We start from the raw sequence: 25,447 nt of genomic DNA on the forward strand, positions 1-25,447 counted from the left end.
AGTGGGGAAAACTTTCGTGGCTGGGCTTGTCGGTGACCCGTCCCGGGGATCAGCGGAGCCGAGAAACTCATTCGGGAATACGCCCGTAGAAGCCCTGCAGAGCCGCCGATGGACCCGGGTTCGATTCCCGGCACCTCCACTGGTCTGCCCTTGATTCACGCTGCTTCCGGGTGCGCCGTCGACTGGATCGGCGGCGCACTCGCGTTGGGGAGGGCTGGTTCGCCACTAGGTTCAGCGCCGGGCCGTCAAACGCGCTGCCGTAGACGGCGACGTCTCCCGCGCCGTCGGCGACGGCGAATCCAGTAACCGAGCACTGTTTCTGGTAGATCGGCGGCGTGTTGATGAAGACCGTCAAGCTGGCTGGCTTGCCGCTTCTGGGCCCGGAAACTGCGAATTACGAGCGGTGTCCGGATGCCCGGTCCGGAAGCAGCTCCAGCCTGCCTTTGGCAGCTGTGCCCTCTGTGTCAGCTCAGCGGCGTCGACAACCAGGCGCCGCCGAGGCGGACGTACAGCTTCTTGCCGGTTGTGTCGATCGCCATCGTTCCGTTGGGCGGTGTATGGGCGAACACTGCGTCGGTCACTGCGCCGGCGTACTGCAGCAGCGGCGTACCGGGCTGGTAGATCGTGGGCATGGTGCCCGCGTACTGGGCGCCGATATTGGCGTAGCAGCTGTTCAGGTCGTAGGTGCCTCCGGTGGAGGTGTAGAAGTAGATGTGTCCGGTGGCCGGTGCGGTTGTGTAGTTGCCGATCACGTTGTTCAGCACGGCGACCGACTCCGACTGGGAGGTGAGGTTCACGCCGCAGCTGAGCGTGTCCACGCTCCCGTTCCCGATCATGACGTCCGTCAGCGAACTGCGTCGGGCGGCCCAGTTGATCCCGTTCGCGCGTGTCGAGTAGCCGGACGCGAAGGCGCCCGCATAGACGAAGACGTGATTGAGGAAGATCTCCGCACACGCGTTGTCCACATTGATGACGTACGGGCCTTGGAGCAGGAAAGACTCGGCCTTCATGTCCGTGACATTGATCATGTATGCGCCGTTGGCGTTGTTGACACCGGCGCCGATCGCGAGAGCCCCTGTGCCGAAGGACTCGAATCGGCAGCTGAGCAGGTAGATGTGATTGGTGCTGTCGGAGCTGTAGCCGTAGCCGCTGGACGCCGCCGAATTGCGCAGGAAGACGTTGGGCTGGATGGTGGAGCCTGCGGTTCCAGTACAGCTCTCCACGACCAGGTTGTAGAACCGAGAGTCCCAGAACTCCGCGCTGTCGATACAGCAGTCGTCGTTGTTCACCATGTATACGTTCTCGCAGAGGAAGTCACCGGCGTAGTAGAGCTGCAGGAGCAGCCCCGTGTGGCCGTGGCCGGACATCCCGATGTCCCTGATGCCGCAGAACCGCAGGTGTGTGGATCCGGCGGTGGGGTCGCTGCCGGTTCCGGACATGCTCAATAGCACCCCGTTGCCGTTCTTGATCAGCATCGTGGCGTGCCGACCGTCCCCCATGAGCGTGACGTTGTCGTAGACCACCGAAAGCGCCGCACCGGTCTGCGTGGGCGCGGTAGCGGCAGGTGGGGTGACGAGGTAGTTCCCGGTCGGCAGGTAGACGATGCCGCCGCCGCTCTTGCCGCATGCGGTGATGGCGTCCTGGATGGCCTGGGTGTCGTCGGTCGTACCGTCGCCCTTCGCGTTGTACGAGGAGTCCGTGACGTTGTACCAGCCGAGGGAGGAGGTGGCGGCCGAGGCGGGCGCCGCGCTGGCGGCTATGGCTGTTCCCGTCATCCCGGCGGCGGCACCGGCGATAAGGGCGCGGCGCCTGATGGTGGCGCCGTGGCTGGGCATGGCGTCATTCTGGTCCGTCATGGTTCCCCTCGGTACGCGTCGCTGGGCTGGCGCGCAGTCGCGGACGTCAGAAGACCATGACTCGCTGTTTCCCTGCTGTCGCCGCTGCCCCGTGATGATGTTGAGAGGCACCCTACAGCGAGCCGATGTCGTATGTGGAGAAACCGGGTCTCTGGGTGCTGTGACAGAGTCGGTACGTGCGGGCGGTCGGCTGGCGATGGTGCGAACGCTGACAGCGTTCTACGATCAATGCTCGTAGCCGATCAGGGGATCGGCGTAATCGCGGGGCCTGGGGGGCCATATGCGTATCCGTGAACTCTCTGTCACCGCGTGCACCGCGATGGTGATTTTGGCGGCATCGGTGTCGTCGGCCGGGGCGGCATCCGTCACCGGCACGTCCGAAGTCGCGACGACGAGCGCGCCGGGCACCGTGTTGACACTTCCGGCGGCGAACATCGACGTCAGCGGTCCGGTCGTCGACGGCAGGCAGCACCACATCTTCGTCAGTGCCCGCCAATCAACCGCTCCGTACGGCGCCGAGGTGCTCGTTCTCGACATGCAGGGACACCTTGTTGGCACGATCACCGCAGGTGGCGAGGGCGCGCTCGTCCTTTCGCCCGACGGGCGGACCGTGTATGCCTCGGGCGAGCCGGTTACCGCGATCGACACGGCCACGCTCAAGGCCCGGGGCCTGGACATCGGCGCCGGGTACAGCATGTCGGTCGGCTCGTTGGTGATCACCGGCGGGCGGTTGTGGTTCGAGGCAGATCGGACGGGCGATCCGTCCCAGTGGTACATCGGCTCGCTCGACATCCAGTCGCGGCGTGCCGACGTCACCTACACGTCGGTGCCGTACAACCCGGCCGATCTCGCCACCAGCGTCGGAGCGCCGAACACCCTGGTCGCGGGTGGCTATGACGCGAAAGACAACACCAACTTCCTCGACGTCTACCGCACCGGTCGGAATGGGCAGCTGACCAAGAAGGCCGAGCGCTCCGGCTGGGCGCAGCACCTCGCCGTCACCCGCGACGGCAAGTATGTGGTCAGCACCCAAGTGGGGGTGCTTCGGCTCTCCAACCTGGCGACGGTGCGTACCCTCAACACGTCCGGATATCAGCCATCCATGGTCAGCGTCGCTCCTGACGGCACTCTCGTCGTCGTCGCCGAGCAGCAGGCGAACTACGACCAAAAGGCCTTCCTGTTCAGGGAATGCGGTTGGACGCCGGTCAAGGTGCTGGACTACGGCCCTGTGAATTACGCCGATAACGGCGTCGGCGCGCTCACGGCGCTGGCCTGGAGCCAGGATTCCGACCAGCTGTACGACCTCTTCGTCGCGAAGCCCGTCGGCGACGCGTACCTCGCACTCGGCGTGACCACCGTCCGCGGCTATGTCCGGGCGGCGCTGTGACTATCTCTCGGCGCTCCTTACTGACTTCGGGCACGGTTGCCGTCGGTGTTTCTGCGCTGGGCGTGCGGCAGGCGTCCCAGAGAACGGCTGGCATGGACGCCGTTCCTGCCGGCAGCCTTGCGCCGGTCGCCAGCACCTCGAGTGGCCCGGCGGTCGGCCTTGCGCTCGGCTCCGGATATCAGAGCTACTTCGCGACGCTGTCCTCGAGTGCGCAGCAGTCCGAGATCTCCCGGATGAAGGCGGCGAACATCGCCTGGGTGCGGATGGACGCCGACTGGAACGACATCCAGAACCCCAAGGCCGGCGACTTCGACTTTTCCGTGCCCAATGCGACGGCCAGTGTCCTGCTCGCGGCGGGGATGAATCTGGACATCCTGCTTTACGAGTCGCCGGTCTGGGCACGGCTGGCCGCCGGTGCCACGTCGTTGAACGGCCCATGGCCGACCCCGGACCCTGCGCTCTACGCGGACTACTGCGCGGCGGCGGCCGGCAACTTCAGTGCCATGGGCGTGCACACCTTCGAGCTGTGGAACGAGCCGAACCTTGACAGCGGCGTCGCGCCCGCCCCCAAGCTGGGGACGCCGTCAGGTTGGGGCTACCTCTCGCCGCTCGGATTCGCGGATCTCGCCGTCGCCGCCTACCCGAGGATCAAGGCCGCCGATCCGCAGGCTTTCGTCCTCGGCGGCACCCTGGCGAACCACGATGAGTATGGATACGGCGGTACCGTCCGCAGCGCTTCATGGGCGCAGATTTCCGCTGGATCCGCTACGGCCCAGATCAACTGCGCGGCCGCGGCGTCCACCGACCTATACATGTTGATTGCGGACGCGAATAGCCTCCTTCCCGCCGGTACCTACGTCACCGCAGTGCAGCCGGGTGTCGGATATACGGTGGCGCCTCCTGCTTGGCAGACCACGTTCACCAACGCCGTCGCCTCGGTCTCCTCCAGTTCGCCTGTCACAGTGCATCTGTGCTTCGGATATGCGCCCGAGTTGTTCTTGACCCAGGCATACGCGAGGGCTGCGGGCCGGCCCATGTGGGACGCGCTGGCCATCCACCCCTACACCCAGCCCTACCTCCCGGCATCGCAGCCGGTTGACGAGGGCGGATTCACCGCCATTCCGGCGCTCCGGAACATCATGGTCGCGAACGGCGAGAGCGCGAAGCCGATGTGGATCACTGAGATAGGCGGTGCCACGGGAAGGGCGAGTGCCGTCTGGCCGGCCACGGCCGGGACCGCGACTTCCTTGGCCGTCACCTCGCCGAACGCGGCCACTGACGACGTGCACTACGAACTCGTCGCCGACGGAGTGCCCTCGGGGAGCTTCGTGTCGGCCGCGACCGCGGGTGGCGGATGGACCGTGCTGCCGCCCACCGGCCTGGTCCTGTCGACGGCGCTGACCTCCGGAACCGCGATCACCGGTTTGACCGTTGCCGCCACGAAGGTGCCGTTGACGATCCCGGCCGGCACGCTGGTCAAGGTGACCGTGGCGCCCGGCGACGCCTCAGGCGTAACCGCTGTCGTGAAGACCACGACCACCACTGCGGTCACGCCGTCGACTACCGCCGAGACGACCATCGTGGTCAGCAGTGTCACTCCGACGGCGGACTACCCGGTCGGCTCCGTCATCCAGGCCTCGGTCGGCCAGACGTTCGGCACTGCCGTACCGGCGGGCGCGCACGTGATCGTCTACGTCTACCCGCCGGGTGTGGCCCAGAACGGCGCGGTGAGCGAGGCGACTCAGGCCGACATCATCACGCAGACGTTCACGGCCATCGAAACCGGTGTCCCGGCGGACTCGGGTACCGGGGTCGTCGGTGCCGGGCCGTGGCCGTACGTCCAGGCCGTGTTCGTGTACTGCTGGAGCGACGCGGGCGGGACGGCGGGACCGTTCGGTCTGACCCGAGCCGACGGCTCGTCGAAACCGGCCCTCGCAGCGCTGACCACCGCGGCGGCATGAGCAGGGGCCTCGACGCCGAGTGAGAGGCACTGCGCGCAGGCGACACAACGGCCGCATCGTCCTTGTCGGCGGTGCGGTCGTTGTGTTGCCCGCGCGTGCAATGATCGGGGTATGGCGCAGGTGCGGTATGGGCGTGCGGACGGACGGTGGGTGCTGCTCGCCACCGTGCTCGGGTCCGGGATGGCGTTTCTCGACGCGACCGTGGTCAACATCGCGTTGCCGCATATCGGCGACGAGTTTCACGCGGGGGCGGCGTCGCTGCAGTGGATCGTCAACGGGTACACGCTCAGCTTGGCCTCGCTGATCCTGCTTGGCGGGACGCTCGGGGACCGGTTCGGGCGGCGGCGGGTGTTCGTGCTCGGGGTGGGGTGGTTCGCGGTCGCCTCGCTGCTGTGCGGGCTGGCGCCGAACGTGCAGATGCTGATCGCGGCACGGGTGCTGCAGGGCGTCGGCGGGGCGCTGCTCGCGCCCGGATCGCTGGCGATCATCGAGGCGTCGTTCCACCCGGACGACCGGGCTCGGGCGATCGGGTCATGGTCGGGTCTCGGGGGCGTCGCCGGTGCGATCGGGCCGTTCCTCGGCGGTTGGCTGGTGCAGGCGGCCACCTGGCGGCTGGTGTTCCTGATCAACGTGCCGATCGCGGTGCTGGTCTGCGTCGTCGCGGTGCGCCGGGTGCCGGAGTCGCGCAATCCGGACGCGGCACGGAGCATCGACATGGCCGGCGTGGTGACCGCGGCGGCGGGCCTCGCGGGGCTGACGTACGGCTTCACGGCGTGGCCCGAACGCGGCGGGGGCAGCCCGGTCGTGCTCGCCGCTCTGGCGCTCGGACTCGCGGGGATCATCGGATTCCTGCTCGTCGAGCGGCATGCGAAGGAGCCGATGCTGCCGCTGGACACGTTCCGGTCGCGGGCGTTCAGCGCGGCGAACCTGGTGACGTTCGCCGTGTACGCGGCGCTGAGCGGTGTGCTGTTCCTCGTCGTGCTCAATCTGCAGGTGGTCGTGCACTTCACGGCGCTGTCCGCCGGAGTCTCGATGCTGCCGGTCACGGCGCTGATGCTGCTGCTCTCGGCGCGCGCCGGGGCGCTCGCGCAGCGGATCGGGCCGCGGATTCCGATGACGGTGGGACCGATCGTCTGTGCCTGCGCGATGCTGCTGTTCTCGCGGATCGGCGGGCACTCGACGTACCTGCGCAACGTCCTTCCGGCAGTCGTGGTCCTGGGCCTTGGCCTGTCGCTGACCGTCGCGCCGCTGACCGCGACCGCCCTCGGGTCGGTCGACGAGCGTCACGCGGGCATCGCAAGTGGCGTCAACAATGCGGTCGCCCGAGCCGCCGGACTTCTCGCCGTCGCGATCCTTCCGTTGGCCGCGGGTCTCGGCGGCGGCAGCCTGACCGTCGCCGCGGATCTCGGGCCGATGTATCACAGGGCGATGCTGATCTGCAGTGTGCTGCTGCTGATCGGCGCGTTCATCGCCTTCGTCAGCATTCCGACGAAGCTCGCCGCCGCGGCGGGCCCGGAACCGCAGCCCCGCGAAGAGGTACGAGTGCACTGCGCGATCGCCGGCACTCCGCTGCAGCCGCATCCGGCGCACGGGGCGCACGAGCCCGTGCTGAGAACCGAAACTCAGTGAGCCAGCTTCGCGATCAGCCGGTCGATGAACTCGGCCTGTGCGGCGACTAGTTTCCGACGAGCCTCCTCGGGGGCGAACCATTGCGCCCGGTCGACTTCGGGGAACTCGCGCATCCCGGTGCCTTTGGGCCACTCCATCTCGAAGGTGTTGCTCACGAGCGTGGCCACGTCGAAGTCGTGTTGCACGGCCCACGCCGCGACGACCTTGCCGTTCTTCTGTTTGACGCTGTCGAGCGGGACCAGTTCGACGCCGTCGAGCGCGAGTCCCGTCTCCTCACCGAGTTCCCTGACCGCTGCCGCCATCGCGTCGTCTCCCTCCTCGTACTCGCCCTTCGGGATCGACCACGCTCCGAGGTCTTTCCTGGTCCAGAACGGGCCGCCGGGGTGCACGAGCAGCACCAGCAGTTGCCCTTCGGTGAACTTGTAGAGCAGAATTCCGGCGCTGAGTTTCTTCACGGCTGCATTGTAGGATCGGTAATAGGGGTGGACTGGGGATTGGGCGAGGGGAATATGGCGTCTGAGGCGCTGGACATCCAGGACGCGGTGCCGCAATTGGTGCCGTGCGTTTCGTGCGGTCAGATGGACGGCGTCGTACGGGTGCCGGTAGCGCACCAGGAGGCGTGCGCCGAGTACCGGCTCCCTTTGGTCGACGAGTTGCGTGTTGTGCCGCCGCGTCAGCGGTGGGCGGGCCGGGTGCTCGGCGCGGGCATGGCGTCCGTGTTCGGGGTGGATCTCGGTATTCACGCGGCCACGACCGGTACGGGGCAGCTGGGCACCTCCGTCTTCCTGGTGTTGTTCTGCCTGACCTCCGGCGTGCTCGCCGCTAGTTGGTCCCTCGGCGTGGTCGGGGCGGTGCGGCGTCAGCGGCGGCTTGCGCGCGGTCTCCCTGCCGCGGAGGAGGTCTGGCGGCACGGCTGGTACTGCCGCCGCTGCGACCTCGTCTATTTCCAGCCCGCGTATGCGCCGGCCGGAGTCGACCCGCGAACGCCGTTGACGACCGGGGAGTTTCGGCGGATGGTCTTCACCGCCGGTGGCTATGAGGATCTGGCGTAATAACCTCGATGACCTCGCCGGTTCTAGCCGTACAGCTGGCGTAGTACGTCGATCAACACATCGAGCGCTCGCTGGTATCCCGTCTCGGTCGGCGCGCCGTAGCCGACTACGAGGCCTTTGGCGCGGGGCGACGCGTGCGACGCGTGCGACGCGTGCCAGTGCTCTGCCAGTCCGCTCAGGGCCAGGCCGCGCTGTGCCGCAGCGTCGATGACCTCTGATTCTTCGGGCCCGTCGGCCGGCAATGTGACGAGGATGTGCTGGCCCGCGCTGATTCCGGCCGACGAGAGCGCCGGGAACGCCGCGATGGCACCGACCAGCAGGTCGCGGCGGCGACGGTGGCGGGCGCGGACGGCGCGGATCTGGCGGTCGTAGCCGTGCGTGGCGATCAGGTCGGCGAGGGCGAGCTGACCGAGGCTCTCCGTCTCCAGGGTGCTCAGCCGCAGCTCCGCGAGGACCGGGTCGACCAGGCGCGGCGGCAGCACCATCCAGCCGAGGCGGAGGGCCGGGGCCAGCGCCTTCGCCGCCGTGCCGGCGTAGACGACGTGGTCCGGTGCCATCGCCTGCAACGCGCCGACCGGTTGGCGGTCGTAGCGGAACTCACCGTCGTAGTCGTCCTCGATGACGACGGCGTCCGCCGACCGTGCCCATTCGATCAGCGCTCTGCGGCGCGAGGGGTGCAGCGTGACGCCGGTCGGGTATTGGTGCGCCGGAGTCGTCACGACCGCGCTCACGTCGTCGGGCAACGCGCGCGGATCGGCGCCGAGCTTGTCCACCGGCAGCGGCCACGGCTCGGCGCCCGCGTGACGGACCAGCTCGCGGTGGTACGGGAGACCGGGATCCTCCATCGCGAAGCGGCCGGAACCCGATCCGAGCACCCGGGCCAGCAGCACGAGCGATTGGGTGTAGCCGCTGGTGATGACGATCCGCTCCGGCGTCGCGGCCACGCCCCTGGCGCGGCCGAGATAGTCGGCCAGCGCGGCCCGCAGTTCCGGGCGTCCGCGCAGGTCATCCGCGTAGCCGAACGCCGCGGCCGGAGCCGAGGTCAGCGCCCGGCGCACCGAGCGCAGCCACTCCTGCACCGGGAACGCGTTCATGTCCCCGGTGCCGGGGCGCAGGTCGTGCCGCGGCCTGGCCGCTGGTCGGCGGACATGGTGCGTCGCGGCGCGCGGCACGTGCGCCACCGTGGTTCCCGAGCCGTGCCGCGCGAGCAGGTAGCCCTCCGCGACCAGTTGGTCGTACGCGCCGCTGACCGTGCCGCGCGACAGGCCAAGCTCCGCGGCCAGCACGCGGGTCGCGGGCAGCCGCTCACCGGCGGCCAACCGTCCGCCGCGGATCGCGTCGCGCAGCGCCCGCTCGAGGCCCTCGCGCCGGCCCTCGCCGGGCAGCAGGTCCACGTAGAGGTCGACCCCCGCCGAAGTGGACCACTCTTGTGTCACAGAATTGGACCTTAGCACCGATCCACTTCGCGCATAGAGTCACTGCCATGACAACGAACACGAACACCGCCGCATACGTCCCCGCCCCCGCCGTCCGCGTCGCCGCCGACAAGCTCGCGCCCGCCGCCATGCGCGCCATGTCCGCCCTGGACAAGGCCACCGCCGAAAGCGGCCTGGAGTCCGGGCTGAAGGAGCTCGTGCGGGCCCGCGCCTCGCAGATCAACGGCTGCGCCTACTGCGTCGAGACGCACACCGGCGACGCGCTCGCGGGCGGCGAGACCCAGCGCCGCCTGTTCCTGCTCCCGGTCTGGCAGGAGACCGGGCTGTTCACCGCCCGGGAGCGCGCGGCCCTCCAACTGACCGAGGCCGTCACCCGGCTGTCCGACGGCCCCGTCGGCGACGAGGTGTGGGCCGCCGCCGAGTTCGACGAGACCGAGCTCGCCGAACTGGTCTGGCTGATCACCACGATCAACGCCTGGAACCGGGTCAACGTCGCGGCCCACGTCTGGCCGGTGAACTAGGTCGTGCCGCGGCCCCGCCGCGCTAGCGCGGATACTCGCCGAAGACCTGATGGAGGATGTCCACGTACACGCCGTGGCCGCTGGAACTCGACCAGGCCGTGGCCGACTCCACCGCGGTTCCCTCGCCCCACTCGTTGTAGGTCACGATCAGCTGGAACGGGGCCTTGGACTCGGCCATGGCGACGACGTCCTGGTGGAAGCGGGCGGGGTCGCGCGGCTGCTGCGGCGTCGACTCGTCGTACTTGAAGAATCCGGGGGACGCGATGGCCGAGTAGCCGGGCTGGATGTCCGCGACGTCAGCGTACTGATGCCAGCCCTGCGGCTGGTCGGCGCACGTCTTGTAGCCGCCGAAGACCTTCAGCACGACGTAGTAGTGGGCGGTCTGGTTCGCCTCGGCCCAGCGCGTGGCCATGCCGCAGCCGTCCGAGCCGTCCGCCCACACGAAGATGACCGGCAGGCCGTTGATGTGCAGCCAGGCCCGCTGGTCGGAGTACTTCCGCAGGTAGATCAGGTCATTGGTGATCTCGGACACGCTCGGATTGCCGTAGCCCTCCTTCTCGTAGTAGACCGACCAGGAGAAGCCCAGCTTCGCGGCCTCGCTCATCAGCAGCGGCATCCGCTTGTCCTCGCGCAGGCCCTGGCCCCACCAGGAGGCGATCCCGGCCTGCAGCCCGCCGTACTGCATGTCCTGGATCTGCCGGTCGACGGTCGACGGGTCGTCCACGCTGTAGTCGCCGGCCGAGGGCGTGTAATGGCTGTCGCCGGCCGCGAAGTTCTCGGGATACCAGGGGTAGTAGAAGGCCGCGCGCACGGGCAGCGCGGTGTTCACGATCGCCGAGGCCTGAGAAGCCGTCGGGGACGACTTCGCGGAGGACTTCGCGATCGTCGGCATGGTGATCGTGGGCGCGGCCGTGGCGGGCGCCGCCGTGGTGACGATGGCGCTGGGTGCGGGCGTGGCCGAGGAATGCTGGTCGGAGACGTACTTGACGCCCGTCGCCCCGGCCACGAGCGTGACCGCGGCGGCGACCGCGACCACTGCCTTCGTTGTCGCGGGCAGGGTCGTCCAGTGCATCACGCCGTGATGTGTGCGAATTCTGGGCCGGTGGACGATGCGGCGTCGCAGGATCCGCGCCGTGGCCGTCGCCACCGTCGCACCCGATGGCAGAGCGGCCGCGTGCAAGGCGATCGGCACCGGCACCAGAGACAGGCCCACCAACAGATTCTCGGCGGGAACCATGTCCATCTGCATGGCGCTGCACGTGGGGCACTCGCGTATGTGGCGTGCGATGCGCTTGCGCCACAGGCCATTCGGCCGACCGTCCCAACGCTTGCACGCCGCGTCCAGATCCGCGCAGCGCGGCCAGACCGCAAGTGCGCGCACGACCATGCGGGCCGCTCCGAGCCGCGTCTTCATCCGGTGCACGACCACCGCGGCCTGCGCGGGGCTCAACTTCAGCGCCGCGCTCAACTCGGCGCGCGTCAGCTGCCCGGCGGCCTCAAGCCACCACAGCGCGAGGATCTGCCGGTCCTCGGCCTCGAGCCACCGCGTGGCCTGCGCGACCTCCTTGCGCTGGTCCGAGAGGCCGAGCGCGGCGATGGTCAGGTCGACGAAGTCCGCGCCGGGATCGGCGACCGACTCGTTCTCCAGCTCCATCGCGGTCGGCGCCGTACGCCGCTGCCGCCAGTGGCCGCGCACCTGCCGCATCGCGATCGCGACGAGCCACGAGCGGAACGCCTCGGGTTCGCGCAGTTGCCGCAGATCGCGGACCGTCTGCAACATGACGTCCTGCACGACGTCGTCGACTTCGGCCGGGGCGTCCAGCGCCCGGCCCACGATGTTGTACACCAGCGGGAGATAGGCGCCGACCAGCGCGTCCAACGCCTGCGGATCGCCGGCACGCGCTGCCACGACCAGCGCCGCCTCCGGAGTGGGGCCTGCTGACATGCTCTCTTCCTTCGCTGCTGTGGACCGCCTCTGGGCAACCGCCCTCGTGGATGGGAGGGGCGTCCCGCCGCGCCGCATTGCAGAAACTACGGCAGGTTCCCAAGAGCTACGCTGGCAGGGTGAGTTTCAAAGTACGGGGAATCGTGCTCCCAGAGCGCGAAGAGCGAACATTCTGGATCGACGGGGATCGACTGCGCACGGATCCGGGGCCCGATGCCGGGGCCGCCGAGACCGTCGTGGACGGCGGCTGGCTGCTGCCGGGACTCGTCGACGTGCACACGCACCCGGGGACGGAGGCCGTCGCCGTCCCGTTCGACGACGAGGTGCTGCGCAAACAGCTACTCGAGCACCGGGACGCCGGCGTGCTGCTGATCCGCACGCCCGGATCGGCCGCGCGGATTCCCGGCTGGGTCGACGAGGACGCCACGTTGCCGCGGGTTCGTTCGGCCGGCCAGTGGCTGGCGACCCCCGGCCGCTTCTTCCCGGGATACGGACGCGACATCACGGAGGCGGAGCTGGTGCAGGCCGCCGTCGAGGAGTCGGCCGCGTCCTCCGGATGGTGCAAGATCATCGGAGACTGGGGCTTCGAGGATCCGCCCGTCCCTATCTACCTGCTCAAGGCCGCGATCGACGCCGTCCACGCGAACGGCGGCAAGGTCGCCGTGCACTGCCAGACCGCCGACGGCAGCCGCAACGCCGTACTCGCCGGCGCCGACAGCCTCGAGCACGGCATGCACCTCGACCCCGGCCTGATCGACCAGATGGCGCGTCAGGGCACTGCTTTCGTCCCGACGATGAGCGTCTTCGCCGCCCACGAGAAGGCCGCGCGGGAGCGGGAGCCCAGCCCCCGCCGCGACTGGTGGCTCACCGGCTGGGAGGCGCTGCCGGCCAACGTCCGCGCCGCCCACGAGGCCGGCGTCACCGTCCTGGCCGGCACCGACAGCTGGCCCTGCGGCACCGTCGCGACCGAGGTCGGCCAGCTCATCAGCGCCGGCCTGCCCGCCGAGGACGCCGTCGCCGCCGCCTCCTGGCGTGCCCGCGAATGGCTCGGCCTGCCCGCCCTCACCGACGGAGCCCCCGCCGACCTCGTCGCCTATGCCGACGACCCCACCCTCGATCCCGCCGTCCTCGCCCACCCGACCCGCATCATCCTCAAGGGCCGCATCGTGGCGTGACTGCGTCAGCCCACCTCGACCGGCAGACCGAAGCTCGGGAGATCCGCGCCTAGGAACGCGGTGACGGCGCTGATGCGGTCGCCGTCGATGGTGAGCACGTCGATGCAGTGGGGGAGGAAGGCCTGCCGGGTGCGGTCATACATGTAGCAGCCGACGGCGAGGTGGCCGTTGGCGCGGGTGGGCCGGTGCTTCCAGGCCTGCGTCAGCGGGAAGCGGCGCAGGAAGGAGGCGACCGCCTCATGGCCGCGGTAGTAGGTGGGGATCGGGGGCATCGACCACGTGGCGTCCGCTGTCAGCATGCTGATCAGCGTGTCGACGTCGGCGCGCTCGATGGCTTCGGCGTATTGCTGGGCCAGGGCACGGGTGCGCTGCTCGCCCAGCTTGTTGAGCGCCTGCTGCTGGGTGGTTTCGGGGCGCTTGTCGCGTACGGACGCGCGAGCGCGTTGCAGGGCGCTGTTCACGGATGCCGCGGACGTGCCGAGTTGGCTTGCGATCTCCGCCGCCGAGAAGCCGAGGACCTCGCGCAGCAACAGCACCGCACGCTGCAGCGGGGGAAGGTGCTGCAACGCGATGACGAAGGCGAGTTCGACGCTTTCGCGTTGTTCGAACCTTGCGTCGGGGGACGACGCGGCGCGGTCGAAGGCGCTGTTCGTGAGCCATTGGTCGGGGTACGGCTCGAGCCACGGGATTTCGCTGGACGGCGGGTCCAGATCGGCGTCCGGACCCGCCGCCGGGCCGAAATCGACCGGCAGTTCACGGCGTGAGCGATGCGTGGCCACATCCAGCGCGGTGTTGGTCGCGATGGAGTACAGCCACGCACGCACCGTGCCGCGTTCGGTGAAGCCGGACAGCCCCTTCCACGCCCGGAACACCGCGTCCTGCAAGGCGTCGTCGGCATCGTGGACCGAGCCGAGCATGCGGTAGCAGTGCGCCCGCAGCTCGGACCGGTATGCCGCGATGAGCTCGTCGAACGCGCGGGAGTCGCCGCCCCGGGCACGCCGCAGGAGGGTGGAGCTGTCGTCAGCGTCAGAACTCACCTAGCTATCCTGACGCCCCAGCACGGTCAGATCCAGGAACGCGTAGCGCATTTCGGTGTGGTCGAGGCCGCGCGCGTACGCCGAGTAGGTGTGGAAGATCTCGTCGCCCTCGCGCAGGAAGCAGCTGGCGCCGGGCAATTCGGTGCTGCCGCCAGCGTCGCCGAGGATGCCCGGTTCCGGCCGGTAGTTGTACTCCAACTGCGGGACCGACGAGTCGATCGTCACTCGGAAGTCGTAGTTGAAAGCGCTCCCGTACGACGAATACCAGGGCAGTGCCCAGCCGCGGCCCTCGCTGTACGCGCGGACTTTCTCGATCGGCGCCCGGCACACCATCGCGAACGCGGTGTCCGCCTCGTTGATCCGGCCGAGCAGCGTCGGGCTGAACTCGCTGGTCGACGCGGTGCAGCGCGGGCAGCCCGCGTCCCAGTCCGGGCCGAACATGATGTGCTGCACGACGAGCTGACGGTGCCCGCCGAACAGCTCGGCCAAGGTGACCTTGCCGTCCGGCCCCTCGAGCACGTACTCCTTCTCGACGCGGACCATCGGCAGCTGACGGCGCTTGGCGCTGAGCGCGTCGCGCTGCCGGGTGAGCGTCTTCTCCTCGGCCAGCAGGGCGATCCTGGCCTCGAGCCACTCCTCGCGGGAAACGATCTCGGGTAACGACATGGCGGTCTCCTCCGGTGCGACGAAAGCCTTCCGAGCATGAGACCGCGCTGGTCGCTCGAATTCATCGGTCGGCGGGCCCCGGATTCCGGCTGGGGTATGCTGCCGATAGCGCGTACCAGGACGCCTCCCGTCCGCGGCAAGCACCGAGTAGCCCCTGGATTCCCCTTCACTGCGTCACGCCATGCGCTCACGCCTGTCGCGCCCGGCCGCAGCGGACCCGGGTGACGATGGAGATTCGATGGCTGGCAAGACCCTTCCGGAAAACGCCTCGCTGGGGCAGCTGCGTGCGCAGGCCAAGGAACTGCGCCGCGCCTGCTCGGGCGGCAACCCGGCCGCGCTCGCGCGGGTGCGTGCGGTGCGGCCGCATGCCGAACCCGGCGCCGAGCTGCCGCTGCGCGAGGCCCAGTTCGTGATCGCGCGCGAGTACGGCTTCGACGGCTGGCGCGAGCTCGTCGAGGCGGCGGTGAAGCAGCAGAGCGGCGGGCGGGACCTGCACCGCTGGTTCGCGGTCGAGCTCAACAACGGGACCTGGGACGTGCTCGACGCGGGCCTTTCCGAGGACAGCCCGCGGGAGGAGCGTGAGCAGGCGCTCTGTGCGGCGTACGCCTCGACGTACCACTGGATGCAGGCGGGGACCGTGGTCAACCACGGACGCGGCGAGTACCTGATCGCGTCGGTGGCGGTGGCGGTCGGGGAGCTGGACACGGCTGCCCGGCACGCGGCGCGCTGCGCGGAGCTGATCGCGGCGCATCCGGCCGCCTTCACCGACTGGGACGCCGCGTTCGCCGCCGAGGCCCTGGCCCGTGTCGCGTCCCGCTCGGGCGCGCCGGACGCGGCGGAGCTGAAGGCCGAGGCGGCGCGGCTGGCCGAGGCCGTCGCAGGGGACGAAGACCGGCGGATCTGCCTGGAGCGGCTGGCGGCCGAGCCCTGGTGAGCGGCGAGAGGTAATACAGAAGTACGACTCGGCCGACCGAGCTAGGATCACCGCATGGCTGAGGCCTCGTCGAACGGGGATGCTCGCGCGGTGGTGCTCGTCGAGGGGGTGAGCGACCGGGCGGCGTTGGCGGTGCTCGCCGGTCGCCGCGGGATGGATCTCGCGGCGACCGGCATCGAGATCGTGTCGATGGACGGAATCACCAATATCGGGCACCATCTCGACCGCTACCACGCGCCCGGGCGCCACGTGCTGGTCACGGGCCTCTACGACGACGGCGAGGAGCGCTTCGTGCGCCGCGGGCTGAGCCGGATCGGGCTCGACGGCGAGTCGGCGCCGTTGGAACAGCTGGGCTTCTACGCCTGCTCGCCGGATCTGGAGGACGAGCTGATCCGCGCGCTCGGGCCGTCGGTCGTGGAGGAGATCGTCGCGGCCGCGGGCGAGCTGCGCTCCTTCCGCAGGCTGCAACGGCAGCCCGCGCAGCGCTCACGCAGCCTGCACGACCAGCTGCGGCGGCTGATGGGCGGGCGCTCGGGAGGGAAGGAGCGGTACGCCGCCGCGATGGCCGCCGCCGTTCCGCTCGACCGGGTGCCGCGGCCGCTGGACGCGGTGCTCACCCACGTGCACGCGGCACTCGGACCATTTCGGTTGAACTCTGAACTCTGAGCCGTATTCACAGCGTGTTGATTTCATTTCGACTCGCCGTGTTATTCTGACACGCTAATCTGCAGACGTCTGTCATGGATTGGACGGACCTGGTCGAAGGACTTGGGCATCGTGGGCAGTGTGTGGGCACCCCTTCCGGCCGGGCTCAATCCGGCGGCCCGGCGATTGGTGGGAGAACTTCGCGCGCTCAAGGACGAACACAACCTCTCGCTCGCCCAGCTGAGCGCCTCGACCCACTACAGCCGCGCGTCGTGGGAGCGCTGGCTCAACGGCAAGCGGCTGATCACGCCGGACGCGCTCGCCGCCGCCGCGACGCGGTTCGGCGCGGACGCCGCGCTGCTGGCCACGCTGCTCCGGATGGCCTCGCTCGAGGACGAGGCCGAGCAGGACGAGGGCGACGAGCCGCGGGATGGGGCCGCGGGCTCTGAAGCGGACGAGCCGACCGCCGTCGCCCAGCTGCCCGCGAGCACCGCGGACTTCACCGGACGATGCGCGCAGATCCAGGACCTGTCCGCCGCGCTGCTGCCGGGGACGGGCGATCCCGGGCAGGTCTCGATCGCGGCGATCACCGGGGGCGGCGGGCTCGGCAAGACGACGCTGGCCGTGTTCGTCGCGCATCGCATCGCGGACCGCTTCCCGGACGGGCAGCTGTACGTGGACCTCAACGGCGCCTTCGAGAACGCGCTGACCCCGGAGACCGTGCTCGGGCAGTGGCTGCACGCGCTCGGCGTGACGCCGGCCGAGCTGCCCGTCGGACCGGAGGAGCGCGCTGCCCTGTATCGCAGCCTGCTGAGCCGGCGGCGGGTGCTGGTGGTGCTGGACAACGCGCGGGACGTGCAGCAGATCCTTCCGCTGCTGCCCGCGACCAACGCGTGCGCGGTGCTGATCACCAGCCGCAGCCGGCTGGCCGAACTGCCCGGCGCGTACAAGCTGGGCCTGACCTCGCTGCCGGACGACGAGGCGACGATCCTGCTGGCGCAGCTCGTCGGCGCCGCGCGGCTGGCCGCCGAACCGGAGGCCACGGCGGAACTGCTGCGCGCGTGCGACGGGATGCCGCTGGCGCTGCGGATCGCCGGGGCCAGGCTCGGTGCGCGGGCCAACTGGGCCGTCTCCACCCTCGCGCGGCGGCTCTCGGATCGGCGGCGTCGACTGGACGAGCTGGCGATCGGCGACCTGGCCGCGCGCGCGAGTTTCGACGTCAGCTACGCGGCGTTGGCCAAGCCGGGCTTCACCGGCGCGCTCTCGCTCGAGCGCGCATTCCGCTTGCTGGGGCTGGTTTCCGGACCGGACTCCATCTCACTGCCCGCGGCAACGGCGCTGCTCGGGCTGTGCGAGGCGCGCGCGGAACTGGTGCTCGAAGCCCTCGTGGACACGCACCTGCTCGAATCGCCCGAGCCGGACCGCTACCGGATGCACGACCTCATTCGTCTGTACGCGGCCGAGCGCGCGCAGGCCGACGAGAGCGAGCAGGGGCGCGCGGACGCCGTCAGCAGGCTGATCGGCTGGTACCTCGTGTCGGCGGCGAACACGCACGCGCTGCTCTCCCCGCAGTCGCGGCCCATCCCGGTGGACGGGATCACGCCCGAGCCGCCCGCACCGGAGTTCCCGAGCTACCAGGAGGCGCTGGACTGGTGCGAGCGGGAGCGCACGAACCTGGTCGCGGGCGTGCTCCTGGCCGCGGAGGTCGGACTCGCGGAGCACGCGTGGAAACTGGCCGCCGCGATGCTCGGGTTCTTCAACGCGCGCCGCTACCTGGCCGACTGGACCTCGACCCATCTCGCCGCGCTCGACGCCGCGCAGTCCATCGAGGACCTCGTGGGCGAGGCGTGGATGTGGAACAACCTCGGCTTCGTCTACTTCTACTGGGAGGAGACCGAGCACAAGGCGCTGGAGAGCTTCGAGCGCTCGCTCGACCTGCGGGTACGGCTCGGCGACCGGGTAGGCGAGGCCATCGCGCTGAACAACATCAGCGGCGCGCAGTACCGGCTCGGCGACCACGCGGAGGCGATCGACACGCTCGAGAGGTCCATGCGCATCCGCGAGGAGCTCGGCGACATGATGGGCGTCGGCATGGCCTGCCTGAACATCGGCACGGTGTACTCGGACAACAAGCAGAACGCCCAGGCCGAGCAGTACCTGCTGCGCGCGCTGAAGATCGTCGGCGACCTCGGCGCGCAGCAGCTGAAGCTCAAGACCCTCAACATACTCGGCGGCGTCTACACGGAGATCGGCGAGACGGAGACCGCCAAGAAGCATCTGTACGGGGCGCTCGAGCTGAGCCGGGAGCTGCGCGAGGTGGACGGCGAGGCGAGCGCGCTGCAGAAGCTCGCGGAGCTGTTCGCGGCGCACGGCGACCGGAGCACGGCGGTCGACCTCTGGCAGCAGGCGCTGGGGCTGTACGAGCGGTACGGCAATCCCGAGGCCGAGGTCGTGCGCGCGGACCTGGCGTCCGCCGGGCGCTGAGCGAGCCCGGACCCGGCGCCTCGGGCCCCGTGTTCGCTGAGAGCAGAGCGGAAAGGACTCCCCGGCGAACGTCGGTTGCCTACGCTGAGGGCATGGAGATACGCGATGACCGCCGCCGCGAGCCGTTGTGGCGTGACCTGATCGGCGAGGTGCTGCGACGCGAACGGAAGGCGCAGGACCGCACACTGCAGGACGTGGCCGACGCGGCGCGCATCTCCATGCCGTACCTCTCCGAGCTCGAACGCGGCCGCAAGGAGGCCTCCTCGGAGATCCTCGCGGCCACGGCGAGGGCCCTGGGTCTGCGGCTGTCCGACCTGGTCGACCTCGCGCACAGCAGGCTCGGCGAGTACGAGACTCCGGCCCAGCCCGCCGCGGCCCGCTCCTCCGTCGGCGCCCTCGGCAGCCGCGACGCCCTCGCGCTCGCGGCGTAGGCAGGGCGTCAGAGTCTTAGGGCCTCAGACTCAGAGGCGAGGGCGTTCGAGGCAAGGGCGTCAGAGGCAAGAGCGTCCAAGGCGAGGGCGTCAGAGGCAAGAGCGTCAGAGCCCGACGCGCCGCGTCGGGCTCGGCGGCCGCACCTTGGCCAGCGATTCCGTGATCTCGTCCACCAGGCCGTGCTCCACCGCCTCCTGCGCGGTGAACCGCCGATCCAAGTCCTGCGGGTTCTCGGCCTGGCGCAACATGATCCGCGCACTCGGCAGGGCGTAGCGCCTGCCGGGCGCTCCGGCGCTCAGCAGTACCTGCCCCATGCCCGCGACCAGACCCGTCGCCACCGTGGCCACGTCGTTCGGGATCAGCCGCAGCACGTCGTAGACGGCGAGCCCGGCCGTCGCCGTGCCGCCGGAGCTGTTGATGTAGAGCCTGATCTCGGCACGCGGGTTCTCCGCCGCGAGGAGCAGCAGTTGCGAGCAGACACGCTGCGCGGTCACGTCGTCGAGCTCCGTGCCGAGGAAGATGATCCGTTGCGCGAGGAGTTGATTCGCGAGGTGGTCGTCAAAAGTAGAGGCCATGACTCCACTCTCGGCCGCCGACGACCGGAAATCACTCGTTTCTGCTGACAGCAGAGCGCGGCCCGGCATTGCGCAGCCGGATGCCGCTGAAGCCGAGACTGCTCGCCGTCACGGCGTCCCAGAATGTCCACAGGCTGGGGAGAACTCTCAGCTGAATGCCCGCGGCCGCATGCAGTTCGAGCAGGTCGCCCACCGGCTCGGCCGGCCCCAGCGGCCGCACCTCGTGCTCGCTGACGAAGGCGTGCGCGTAGAGGCCGAAGGGGTGGAAGTCCGCGGCGTCGAAGCGGTACGCGTACAGCTCGACGGTCCGGATCGCCTCCAGCCAGCCGTATTCGACCGCGTGCACCCGCTCGCCCCCGCCCGGACCGAGAACGCGAACGCGGTCCTCCTCGGTGGTGTACGACGTCACCCATGCCATGCCGCGCGGGCACTGCCGGGGGAACCAGTAGCTCGGCGAGTGCAGCGCGTCCACGGCCCAGACGTACGCCTCGGGCTGCTGCGCCGTGGCCGCGACGTGCGGCACGAAGCTTCGAATCGTCGGGTCTTCGGAGAAGTGCAGGACCTGTCCGGGTTCCGGGCGCATCGAGCCAGCCTGGCACGGCTCCCGTGCGGCGGCGACGGGATTTCGGGCCGCGAATTACGCGCTTGATGAACCCGCGCGATATCGCTCACATCAGCTGCTACGTCACCGTTCGGGCACCCGGCGCGTGGGACGATGGGGAGCATTGGATAAGCGAGCGCGACCGTCCGAGATGCAGCGCAGGAAGAAGGCAAGACCGCGATCATGACTACTCAGCCCAACGCCTCCTATTCGTACACCGTGCGCCTGGAGGCCCCATCCCGCGGCAACGCGGTGTCCAAGCTGACCCGCACCGTGGAGGACGCGGGGGGCGAGATCACCGCGCTCGACGTCTCCGGCTCCGGGAACGAGCGGCTGCGCATCGACGTCACCATCGCCGCCTACTCCAGCGCGCACGCGGCGCAGATCACGGACGGGCTCAAGGCGATCGACGGGATCGAGGTCGGGCGGGTCTCGGACCGCACCTTCCTGCTGCACCTCGGCGGCAAGATCGAGATGCAGTCCAAGGTGCCGCTGCGCAACCGCGACGACCTGTCCATGGCTTACACGCCCGGCGTCGCCCGGGTCTGCAAGGCGATCGCGGACAACCCGGAGGACGTGCGCCGGCTGACCATCAAGCGCAACTCGATCGCCGTGGTCACGGACGGCTCCGCGGTGCTCGGGCTCGGCAACATCGGGCCGATGGCCGCGCTGCCGGTGATGGAGGGCAAGGCGGCGCTGTTCAAGCGCTTCGCGGGCATCGACGCGTGGCCGATCTGCCTGGACACCCAGGACACCGAGGAGATCATCCGCACGGTCAAGGCGATCGCGCCGGGCTTCGCCGGGATCAACCTGGAGGACATCTCGGCGCCGCGCTGCTTCGAGATCGAGCGGCGGCTGCGCGAGGACATGGACATCCCGGTCTTCCACGACGACCAGCACGGCACCGCGATCGTGGTGCTCGCCGCGATGACCAACGCGCTGCGGGTGGTCGGCAAGGACCTGTCCGCGGTGCGCATCGTCTGCTCGGGCGCCGGCGCGGCGGGCACCGCGATCATCAAGCTGCTGCTGGACGCGGGTGCCAAGGACATCACCGTGGCCGACTACCACGGCGTGGTGCACCTCGGCCGCGAGGACCTCGGCGACGCGGAATCCGATCTGCGCTGGGTCGCCGAGCACACCAACCCGGCGGGCTACACCGGCACCCTGCGCGAGGCGCTGGCCGGGGCCGACGTGTTCATCGGGGTCTCCGCGCCGAACATCCTGACCGGTGCGGACATCGCCACGATGGCGCCGCAGGCGATCGTGTTCGCGCTGGCCAACCCGGACCCGGAGGTGGACCCGGAGTCCGCGCGGGAGCACGCCGCGGTGGTGGCGACCGGCCGCAGCGACTACCCGAACCAGATCAACAACGTGCTCGCCTTCCCCGGCTTCTTCCGCGGCCTGCTGGACGCGCAGAGCCACGAGATCCGGCCGGAGATGCTGGTCGCCGCGGCCCGCGCGCTGGCCGACGTGGTCCAGGAGGACGAGCTCAACGCCAACTTCATCGTGCCCTCGGTCTTCGACCCGAAGGTGGCGACGAACGTGGCGGCCGCGGTGAAGAACGTGGCCACCGGCGGTAAGTGACGCCGGATCAGAGCTGCGGGGGACCGGAATCCCCCGCGGCGATCCGACTCACGGAATCAGCAGCACCTTGCCGGTCGTGGCGCGGCCGGCCAGCGCGGTGTGCGCCTCGGCCGCCTGGGCCAGCGGGAAGCGCCGGCCGATGTTGATCCTCAGGCTGCCGTCCGCGACCGCCGCGAGGGTCTCGCCCGCGCGCCACTCGAGCTCCTCGCGGGTCGCGATGTGGTCCATGAGCGTCGGGCGGGTCAGGAAGAGCGAGCCCATCCGGTTGAGCAGTTGCGGGTCGAAGGGCGGCACCGGGCCCGAGGCGGCGCCGTAGAGCGCCAGCAGGCCGCGCTTGCGCAGCGAGCCGAGTGAGGCCTCGAAGGTGGTCTTGCCGACACCGTCGTAGACCACGTCCACGCCCCGGCCGTCCGTCAGCTCGCGGACCTCGGCCGCCAGATCCTCGACCTCGGTGTAGTTGATCACCACGTCGGCACCGGCCTCGCGGGCGAGCGCGGCCTTGGCCTCCGTGGACGTCGTGCCGATCACGCGCGCGCCCCTGGCCTTGCCGATCTGGCTGAGCAGCAGGCCCATGCCGCCCGCCGCCGCGTGCACCAGCGCCGTCTCCCCGGCCTTCAGCGGCCAGGTGGAGTTCGTCAGGTAATGGGCCGTCATGCCCTGGAGCATCGAGGCCGCCGCGGTCTCCAGGTCCACGCCGTCTGGCACGTGCACCAGGCGGTCGGCGTCCACGACGTCGTACTCGGCATACGAGCCCGTGTTTCCGTCCGCCCAGGCCACCCGGTCGCCCACGGCCAGGCCGGTGACGCCCTCTCCGAGTTCCACGACCGTCCCCGCGCCCTCGCCGCCGAGCACCGCCGGCAGCGGGCGCGGGTATTGGCCGATGCGGAAGTAGATGTCGATGAAGTTGACTCCGGCGGCCGCCACCTTCACCAGCACCCGGCCGGGCCCCACGGCGGGGGCCTCGACCTCGGTGTGCTCGAGTACCTCGGGTCCGCCGGTCTTCGTCACGTATGCCGCAAGCATGAGGGTGATTCTCCCGCGATCGACCGTCTCAGGACGGGAATTCCACCTGCGCGCCGAGATCGGCCAGCTTGCTGCCGAAATCCTCGTAGCCGCGGCTGATCAGCGAGATGCCGTGCACGCTGGAGGTGCCCTGCGCCGCGAGCGCCGCGATCAGGTAGGAGAAGCCGGCCCGCAGGTCCGGGATCACCAGGTCGGTCGCGTGCAGCTTCGTCGGTCCGGAGATCACCGCGGAGTGCATGAAGTTGCGCTGGCCGAAGCGGCAGGGCGTGCCGCCGAGGCACTCCCGGTACAGCTGGACCTGCGCGCCCATGTCGATCAGCGCCTTGGTGAAGCCGAGCCGCTTCTCGTACACGGTCTCGTGCACGATCGACAGGCCCTGAGCCTGCGTCAGCGCGACCACCATCGGCTGCTGCCAGTCGGTCTGGAAGCCGGGGTGCACGTCCGTCTCCAGCGCGAGCGCGCTCAGCGGGCCGCCCGGGTGCCAGAACCGGATGCCGAGCTCGCCCGGCTCGTCCTCGACCTCGAAGGCGCCGCCGACCCGCCGGAAGACGTTCAGGAACGTCATCATCGGGCCCTGCAGCGCGCCGCGGACCAGGATGTCGCCGCCGGTCGCCAGCGCCGCGCAGGCCCAGGAGGCGGCCTCGAGCCGGTCCGGGAGCGCGCGGTGCTTGTAGCCGCTCAGCGACTCCACGCCGGTGATCTGGATGACGCGGTTGTCGAGCACGGAGATGATCGCGCCCATCTTCTGCAGCACCGCGATCAGGTCCTGGATCTCCGGCTCGGTGGCCGCGTTGCGCAGTTCGGTCACGCCCTCGGCCAGCACCGCGGTCAGCAGCACCTGCTCGGTGGAGCCGACGCTGGGGTACGGCAGCGTGATCTTGGTGCCGCGCAGCCGCTGCGGGGCCGAGATGTGCAGGCCCTCGGGGCGCTTGTCCACCACGGCGCCGAAGGAGCGCAGCGCGTCGAGGTGGAAGTCGATCGGCCGGTCGCCGATCCGGCAGCCGCCGAGGTCCGGGATGAACGCGTGGCCGATCCGGTGCAGCAGCGGGCCGCACAGCAGGATCGGGATCCGGCTGGATCCCGCGTGCGCGGCGATCTCGGCGTGGTCGGGGCGGCCCACCGAGGTGGGATCGAGGATCAGGTCCCCGGGCTGCTCGCCCTGGCGGACGGAGACGCCGTGCGCCTCGAGCAGGCCGGTGACGATGCGCACGTCGCTGATCTGCGGCACGTTGCGCAGCAGGCTGGGCCCGTCGCCCAGCAGGGCCGCGACCATCGCCTTGGGGACCAGGTTCTTCGCGCCGCGCACGGTCACCTCGCCGGTGAGCGGCGTGCCGCCGGTGACCCGGATGAGGTCCGCGGAGTCGAAGGCCTCCGACGGTTCGGCGGGCCGGGGCAGGGTAGTGGCTGGACTAGTCATGGCTCCTGGTGCGGGTTGACGAGGGACGGTCGCACGGGACGTCAGTCTGCCAGAGACGCACCGGCTGTGCCCAACGCCGCACACGTGTCGTCTCGCCTGTCAGTATGTACTCCATGGGTGTGGCGCATGTCCGACACTGAGCTGACCGGGCGACTGCTGGTGGCGACTCCGCTGCTGGTGGACCCGAATTTCGACCGCGCGGTGGTGCTGGTGCTCGACCACGATACCGACGGCACCCTCGGCGTCGTGATCAACCGGCCCACCACGGTGCCGGTGCACGAGGTGCTGCCCGCGTGGAGCGAGCTCGCCGGTCCGATGCCGATGGTCTTCCAGGGCGGCCCGGTCGCGCTCGACTCCGCCCTCGGCCTGGCCGAGCTGCGCGCGCTGCCGCGCGGCGAGGACCCGGACCCGCTCGGCTGGCGCCGCGTGCACGGCGATCTCGGCCTGGTGGACCTGGACCTGCCGCCGGAACTGCTGGCCGCCGAGATCTCGGCCTTCCGGGTGTACGCGGGTTACGCCGGATGGAGTGCCGGCCAGTTGGAGCGCGAGCTCGGCCAGGGCGCGTGGTACGTGATCGACGCGGCGCCCGCGGACGCCTTCACCCTCTCCCCGGAACTGGCCTGGCGCACCGTGCTGCGGCGGCAGCGCGGCGGGCTCGCCCTGCTCTCCACCTTCCCGGATGACCCGGAACTCAACTGACCTTGATAAGCACTCCACAGCAGGGCTGGGGACCTCCTACACTCGAGTCATGAGCACCGTAGATGAGAAGACCGTTTCTGGCGGTACGTCCACGCTGATCGAAGAGCGGACCGACTACCGCACCGACGACGGCGACCACGAGCGTTTCTCGCACTACGCGCCCAAGGACAAGATCACCGAGGCGATGGTCCTGGGCACGCCCGTCACCGCCCTGTGCGGCAAGACCTGGGTGCCGAGCCGCGACCCGAAGCGCTACCCGATCTGCCCGACCTGCAAGGAGATCTACGAAGGTCCCGGCTGGGCCGACGACAACTCCGACGACAAGGCGGGCAAGTCCGGCGGCGAGTCCTGATCGCCGGGTCCTGAGCCGAGCCGTCCACCCATCCCA

At 69.9% G+C, this 25,447-nt stretch carries 24 protein-coding genes and 1 other RNA gene; 14 read left to right on the forward strand and 11 right to left on the reverse strand.

Annotation, left to right across the window (positions count from 1 at the left end):
• Nucleotides 1-142, forward strand: a transfer-messenger RNA (tmRNA) gene (gene ssrA / locus VG296_RS08300); the annotation flags it as partial.
• Nucleotides 143-464: 322 nt separating this feature from the next.
• On the opposite strand, the gene VG296_RS08305 is transcribed toward ssrA, so the two are convergent.
• Both VG296_RS08305 and VG296_RS08310 read right to left on the reverse strand, forming a co-directional pair.
• Nucleotides 465-1,856, reverse strand: coding sequence for a glycosyl hydrolase family 28-related protein (locus tag VG296_RS08305; protein ID WP_325564784.1), 1,392 nt, complete (start codon nt 1,854-1,856; stop codon nt 465-467).
• A 225-nt stretch (nt 1,857-2,081) separates the two neighbouring features.
• On the reverse strand, nt 2,082-2,264 hold the full coding sequence (locus tag VG296_RS08310) for a hypothetical protein (protein ID WP_325564786.1): 183 nt from the start codon (nt 2,262-2,264) through the stop codon (nt 2,082-2,084).
• A 1-nt stretch (nt 2,265) separates the two neighbouring features.
• Between VG296_RS08310 and VG296_RS08315 the strand changes: the two genes are divergently transcribed.
• From VG296_RS08315 to VG296_RS08325, 3 genes are all read left to right on the forward strand, one after another.
• The gene (locus VG296_RS08315; protein WP_325564788.1) at nt 2,266-3,243 is read left to right on the forward strand and encodes a hypothetical protein; all 978 of its coding nucleotides are present in this window, start codon (nt 2,266-2,268) and stop codon (nt 3,241-3,243) included.
• Nucleotides 3,244-3,335: 92 nt separating this feature from the next.
• A complete protein-coding gene (locus VG296_RS08320; protein ID WP_325564790.1) occupies nt 3,336-5,204 on the forward strand; it encodes a hypothetical protein in 1,869 nt (622 codons plus the stop codon).
• 111 nt (nt 5,205-5,315) lie between these two features.
• The gene (locus VG296_RS08325) at nt 5,316-6,833 is read left to right on the forward strand and encodes an MFS transporter (protein ID WP_325564792.1); all 1,518 of its coding nucleotides are present in this window, start codon (nt 5,316-5,318) and stop codon (nt 6,831-6,833) included.
• On the opposite strand, the gene VG296_RS08330 is transcribed toward VG296_RS08325, so the two are convergent.
• Entirely contained in the window at nt 6,827-7,288 is a 462-nt protein-coding gene (locus VG296_RS08330) for an NUDIX domain-containing protein (protein ID WP_325564794.1), read from the reverse strand. The genes VG296_RS08325 and VG296_RS08330 overlap by 7 nt on opposite strands.
• A 54-nt stretch (nt 7,289-7,342) precedes the next feature.
• Here VG296_RS08330 and VG296_RS08335 point away from each other — a divergent pair, with 54 nt between their 5' ends.
• Nucleotides 7,343-7,885, forward strand: coding sequence for a hypothetical protein (locus VG296_RS08335; protein WP_325564796.1), 543 nt, complete (start codon nt 7,343-7,345; stop codon nt 7,883-7,885).
• Nucleotides 7,886-7,908: 23 nt separating this feature from the next.
• Here VG296_RS08335 and VG296_RS08340 read toward each other — a convergent pair whose 3' ends face one another.
• A complete protein-coding gene (locus tag VG296_RS08340) occupies nt 7,909-9,321 on the reverse strand; it encodes a PLP-dependent aminotransferase family protein (protein WP_325564798.1) in 1,413 nt (470 codons plus the stop codon).
• Between the two features lie 47 nt (nt 9,322-9,368).
• Here VG296_RS08340 and VG296_RS08345 point away from each other — a divergent pair, with 47 nt between their 5' ends.
• Entirely contained in the window at nt 9,369-9,842 is a 474-nt protein-coding gene (locus VG296_RS08345) for a carboxymuconolactone decarboxylase family protein (protein WP_325564800.1), read from the forward strand.
• Nucleotides 9,843-9,864: 22 nt separating this feature from the next.
• Here the strand turns inward: VG296_RS08345 and VG296_RS08350 are convergent, their stop codons facing one another.
• Nucleotides 9,865-11,787, reverse strand: a complete 1,923-nt coding sequence (locus tag VG296_RS08350; RefSeq protein WP_325564802.1) for a sigma-70 family RNA polymerase sigma factor — start codon at nt 11,785-11,787, stop codon at nt 9,865-9,867.
• Nucleotides 11,788-11,906: 119 nt separating this feature from the next.
• Between VG296_RS08350 and VG296_RS08355 the strand changes: the two genes are divergently transcribed.
• Nucleotides 11,907-12,962 (forward strand): amidohydrolase family protein, encoded by a 1,056-nt coding sequence (locus VG296_RS08355; protein ID WP_325564805.1) that lies wholly within the window; start codon nt 11,907-11,909, stop codon nt 12,960-12,962.
• Between the two features lie 5 nt (nt 12,963-12,967).
• On the opposite strand, the gene VG296_RS08360 is transcribed toward VG296_RS08355, so the two are convergent.
• Both VG296_RS08360 and VG296_RS08365 read right to left on the reverse strand, forming a co-directional pair.
• On the reverse strand, nt 12,968-13,999 hold the full coding sequence (locus VG296_RS08360; RefSeq protein WP_325564807.1) for a sigma-70 family RNA polymerase sigma factor: 1,032 nt from the start codon (nt 13,997-13,999) through the stop codon (nt 12,968-12,970).
• Entirely contained in the window at nt 14,000-14,665 is a 666-nt protein-coding gene (locus VG296_RS08365) for a DUF899 domain-containing protein (RefSeq protein WP_325564809.1), read from the reverse strand. It abuts the gene before it with no gap.
• A gap of 238 nt (nt 14,666-14,903) precedes the next feature.
• Between VG296_RS08365 and VG296_RS08370 the strand changes: the two genes are divergently transcribed.
• The 4 genes from VG296_RS08370 to VG296_RS08385 all read left to right on the forward strand — a co-directional run bounded on the left by VG296_RS08370 (nt 14,904) and on the right by VG296_RS08385 (nt 19,159).
• The gene (locus VG296_RS08370; RefSeq protein WP_325564811.1) at nt 14,904-15,599 is read left to right on the forward strand and encodes a hypothetical protein; all 696 of its coding nucleotides are present in this window, start codon (nt 14,904-14,906) and stop codon (nt 15,597-15,599) included.
• Between the two features lie 54 nt (nt 15,600-15,653).
• Nucleotides 15,654-16,265: a TOPRIM nucleotidyl transferase/hydrolase domain-containing protein gene (locus tag VG296_RS08375; protein ID WP_325564813.1), complete on the forward strand. Its 612-nt coding sequence runs from the start codon at nt 15,654-15,656 to the stop codon at nt 16,263-16,265.
• A 111-nt stretch (nt 16,266-16,376) separates the two neighbouring features.
• Complete coding sequence (locus VG296_RS08380; RefSeq protein WP_325564815.1) at nt 16,377-18,728, forward strand: tetratricopeptide repeat protein; 2,352 nt, start codon at nt 16,377-16,379, stop codon at nt 18,726-18,728.
• Between the two features lie 92 nt (nt 18,729-18,820).
• Nucleotides 18,821-19,159, forward strand: coding sequence for a helix-turn-helix transcriptional regulator (locus VG296_RS08385; RefSeq protein WP_325564817.1), 339 nt, complete (start codon nt 18,821-18,823; stop codon nt 19,157-19,159).
• Nucleotides 19,160-19,264: 105 nt separating this feature from the next.
• On the opposite strand, the gene VG296_RS08390 is transcribed toward VG296_RS08385, so the two are convergent.
• Complete coding sequence (locus tag VG296_RS08390; protein ID WP_325564819.1) at nt 19,265-19,735, reverse strand: ATP-dependent Clp protease proteolytic subunit; 471 nt, start codon at nt 19,733-19,735, stop codon at nt 19,265-19,267.
• A gap of 31 nt (nt 19,736-19,766) precedes the next feature.
• Entirely contained in the window at nt 19,767-20,318 is a 552-nt protein-coding gene (locus VG296_RS08395) for a DUF6886 family protein (protein WP_325564821.1), read from the reverse strand.
• Nucleotides 20,319-20,519: 201 nt separating this feature from the next.
• Between VG296_RS08395 and VG296_RS08400 the strand changes: the two genes are divergently transcribed.
• The gene (locus tag VG296_RS08400) at nt 20,520-21,920 is read left to right on the forward strand and encodes an NAD-dependent malic enzyme (protein WP_325564822.1); all 1,401 of its coding nucleotides are present in this window, start codon (nt 20,520-20,522) and stop codon (nt 21,918-21,920) included.
• 48 nt (nt 21,921-21,968) lie between these two features.
• Here VG296_RS08400 and VG296_RS08405 read toward each other — a convergent pair whose 3' ends face one another.
• Both VG296_RS08405 and murA read right to left on the reverse strand, forming a co-directional pair.
• On the reverse strand, nt 21,969-22,943 hold the full coding sequence (locus tag VG296_RS08405; RefSeq protein ID WP_325564824.1) for a quinone oxidoreductase: 975 nt from the start codon (nt 22,941-22,943) through the stop codon (nt 21,969-21,971).
• Nucleotides 22,944-22,971: 28 nt separating this feature from the next.
• Complete coding sequence (murA, locus tag VG296_RS08410) at nt 22,972-24,360, reverse strand: UDP-N-acetylglucosamine 1-carboxyvinyltransferase (RefSeq protein ID WP_325564826.1); 1,389 nt, start codon at nt 24,358-24,360, stop codon at nt 22,972-22,974.
• A 126-nt stretch (nt 24,361-24,486) separates the two neighbouring features.
• Here murA and VG296_RS08415 point away from each other — a divergent pair, with 126 nt between their 5' ends.
• Both VG296_RS08415 and VG296_RS08420 read left to right on the forward strand, forming a co-directional pair.
• Complete coding sequence (locus VG296_RS08415; protein WP_325564828.1) at nt 24,487-25,059, forward strand: YqgE/AlgH family protein; 573 nt, start codon at nt 24,487-24,489, stop codon at nt 25,057-25,059.
• Nucleotides 25,060-25,108: 49 nt separating this feature from the next.
• Complete coding sequence (locus VG296_RS08420; RefSeq protein WP_325564830.1) at nt 25,109-25,411, forward strand: DUF3039 domain-containing protein; 303 nt, start codon at nt 25,109-25,111, stop codon at nt 25,409-25,411.
• Nucleotides 25,412-25,447: the final 36 nt, after the last annotated feature.

This window comes from Actinospica sp. (assembly GCF_035552695.1).
GTDB lineage: Bacteria > Actinomycetota > Actinomycetes > Streptomycetales > Catenulisporaceae > Actinospica.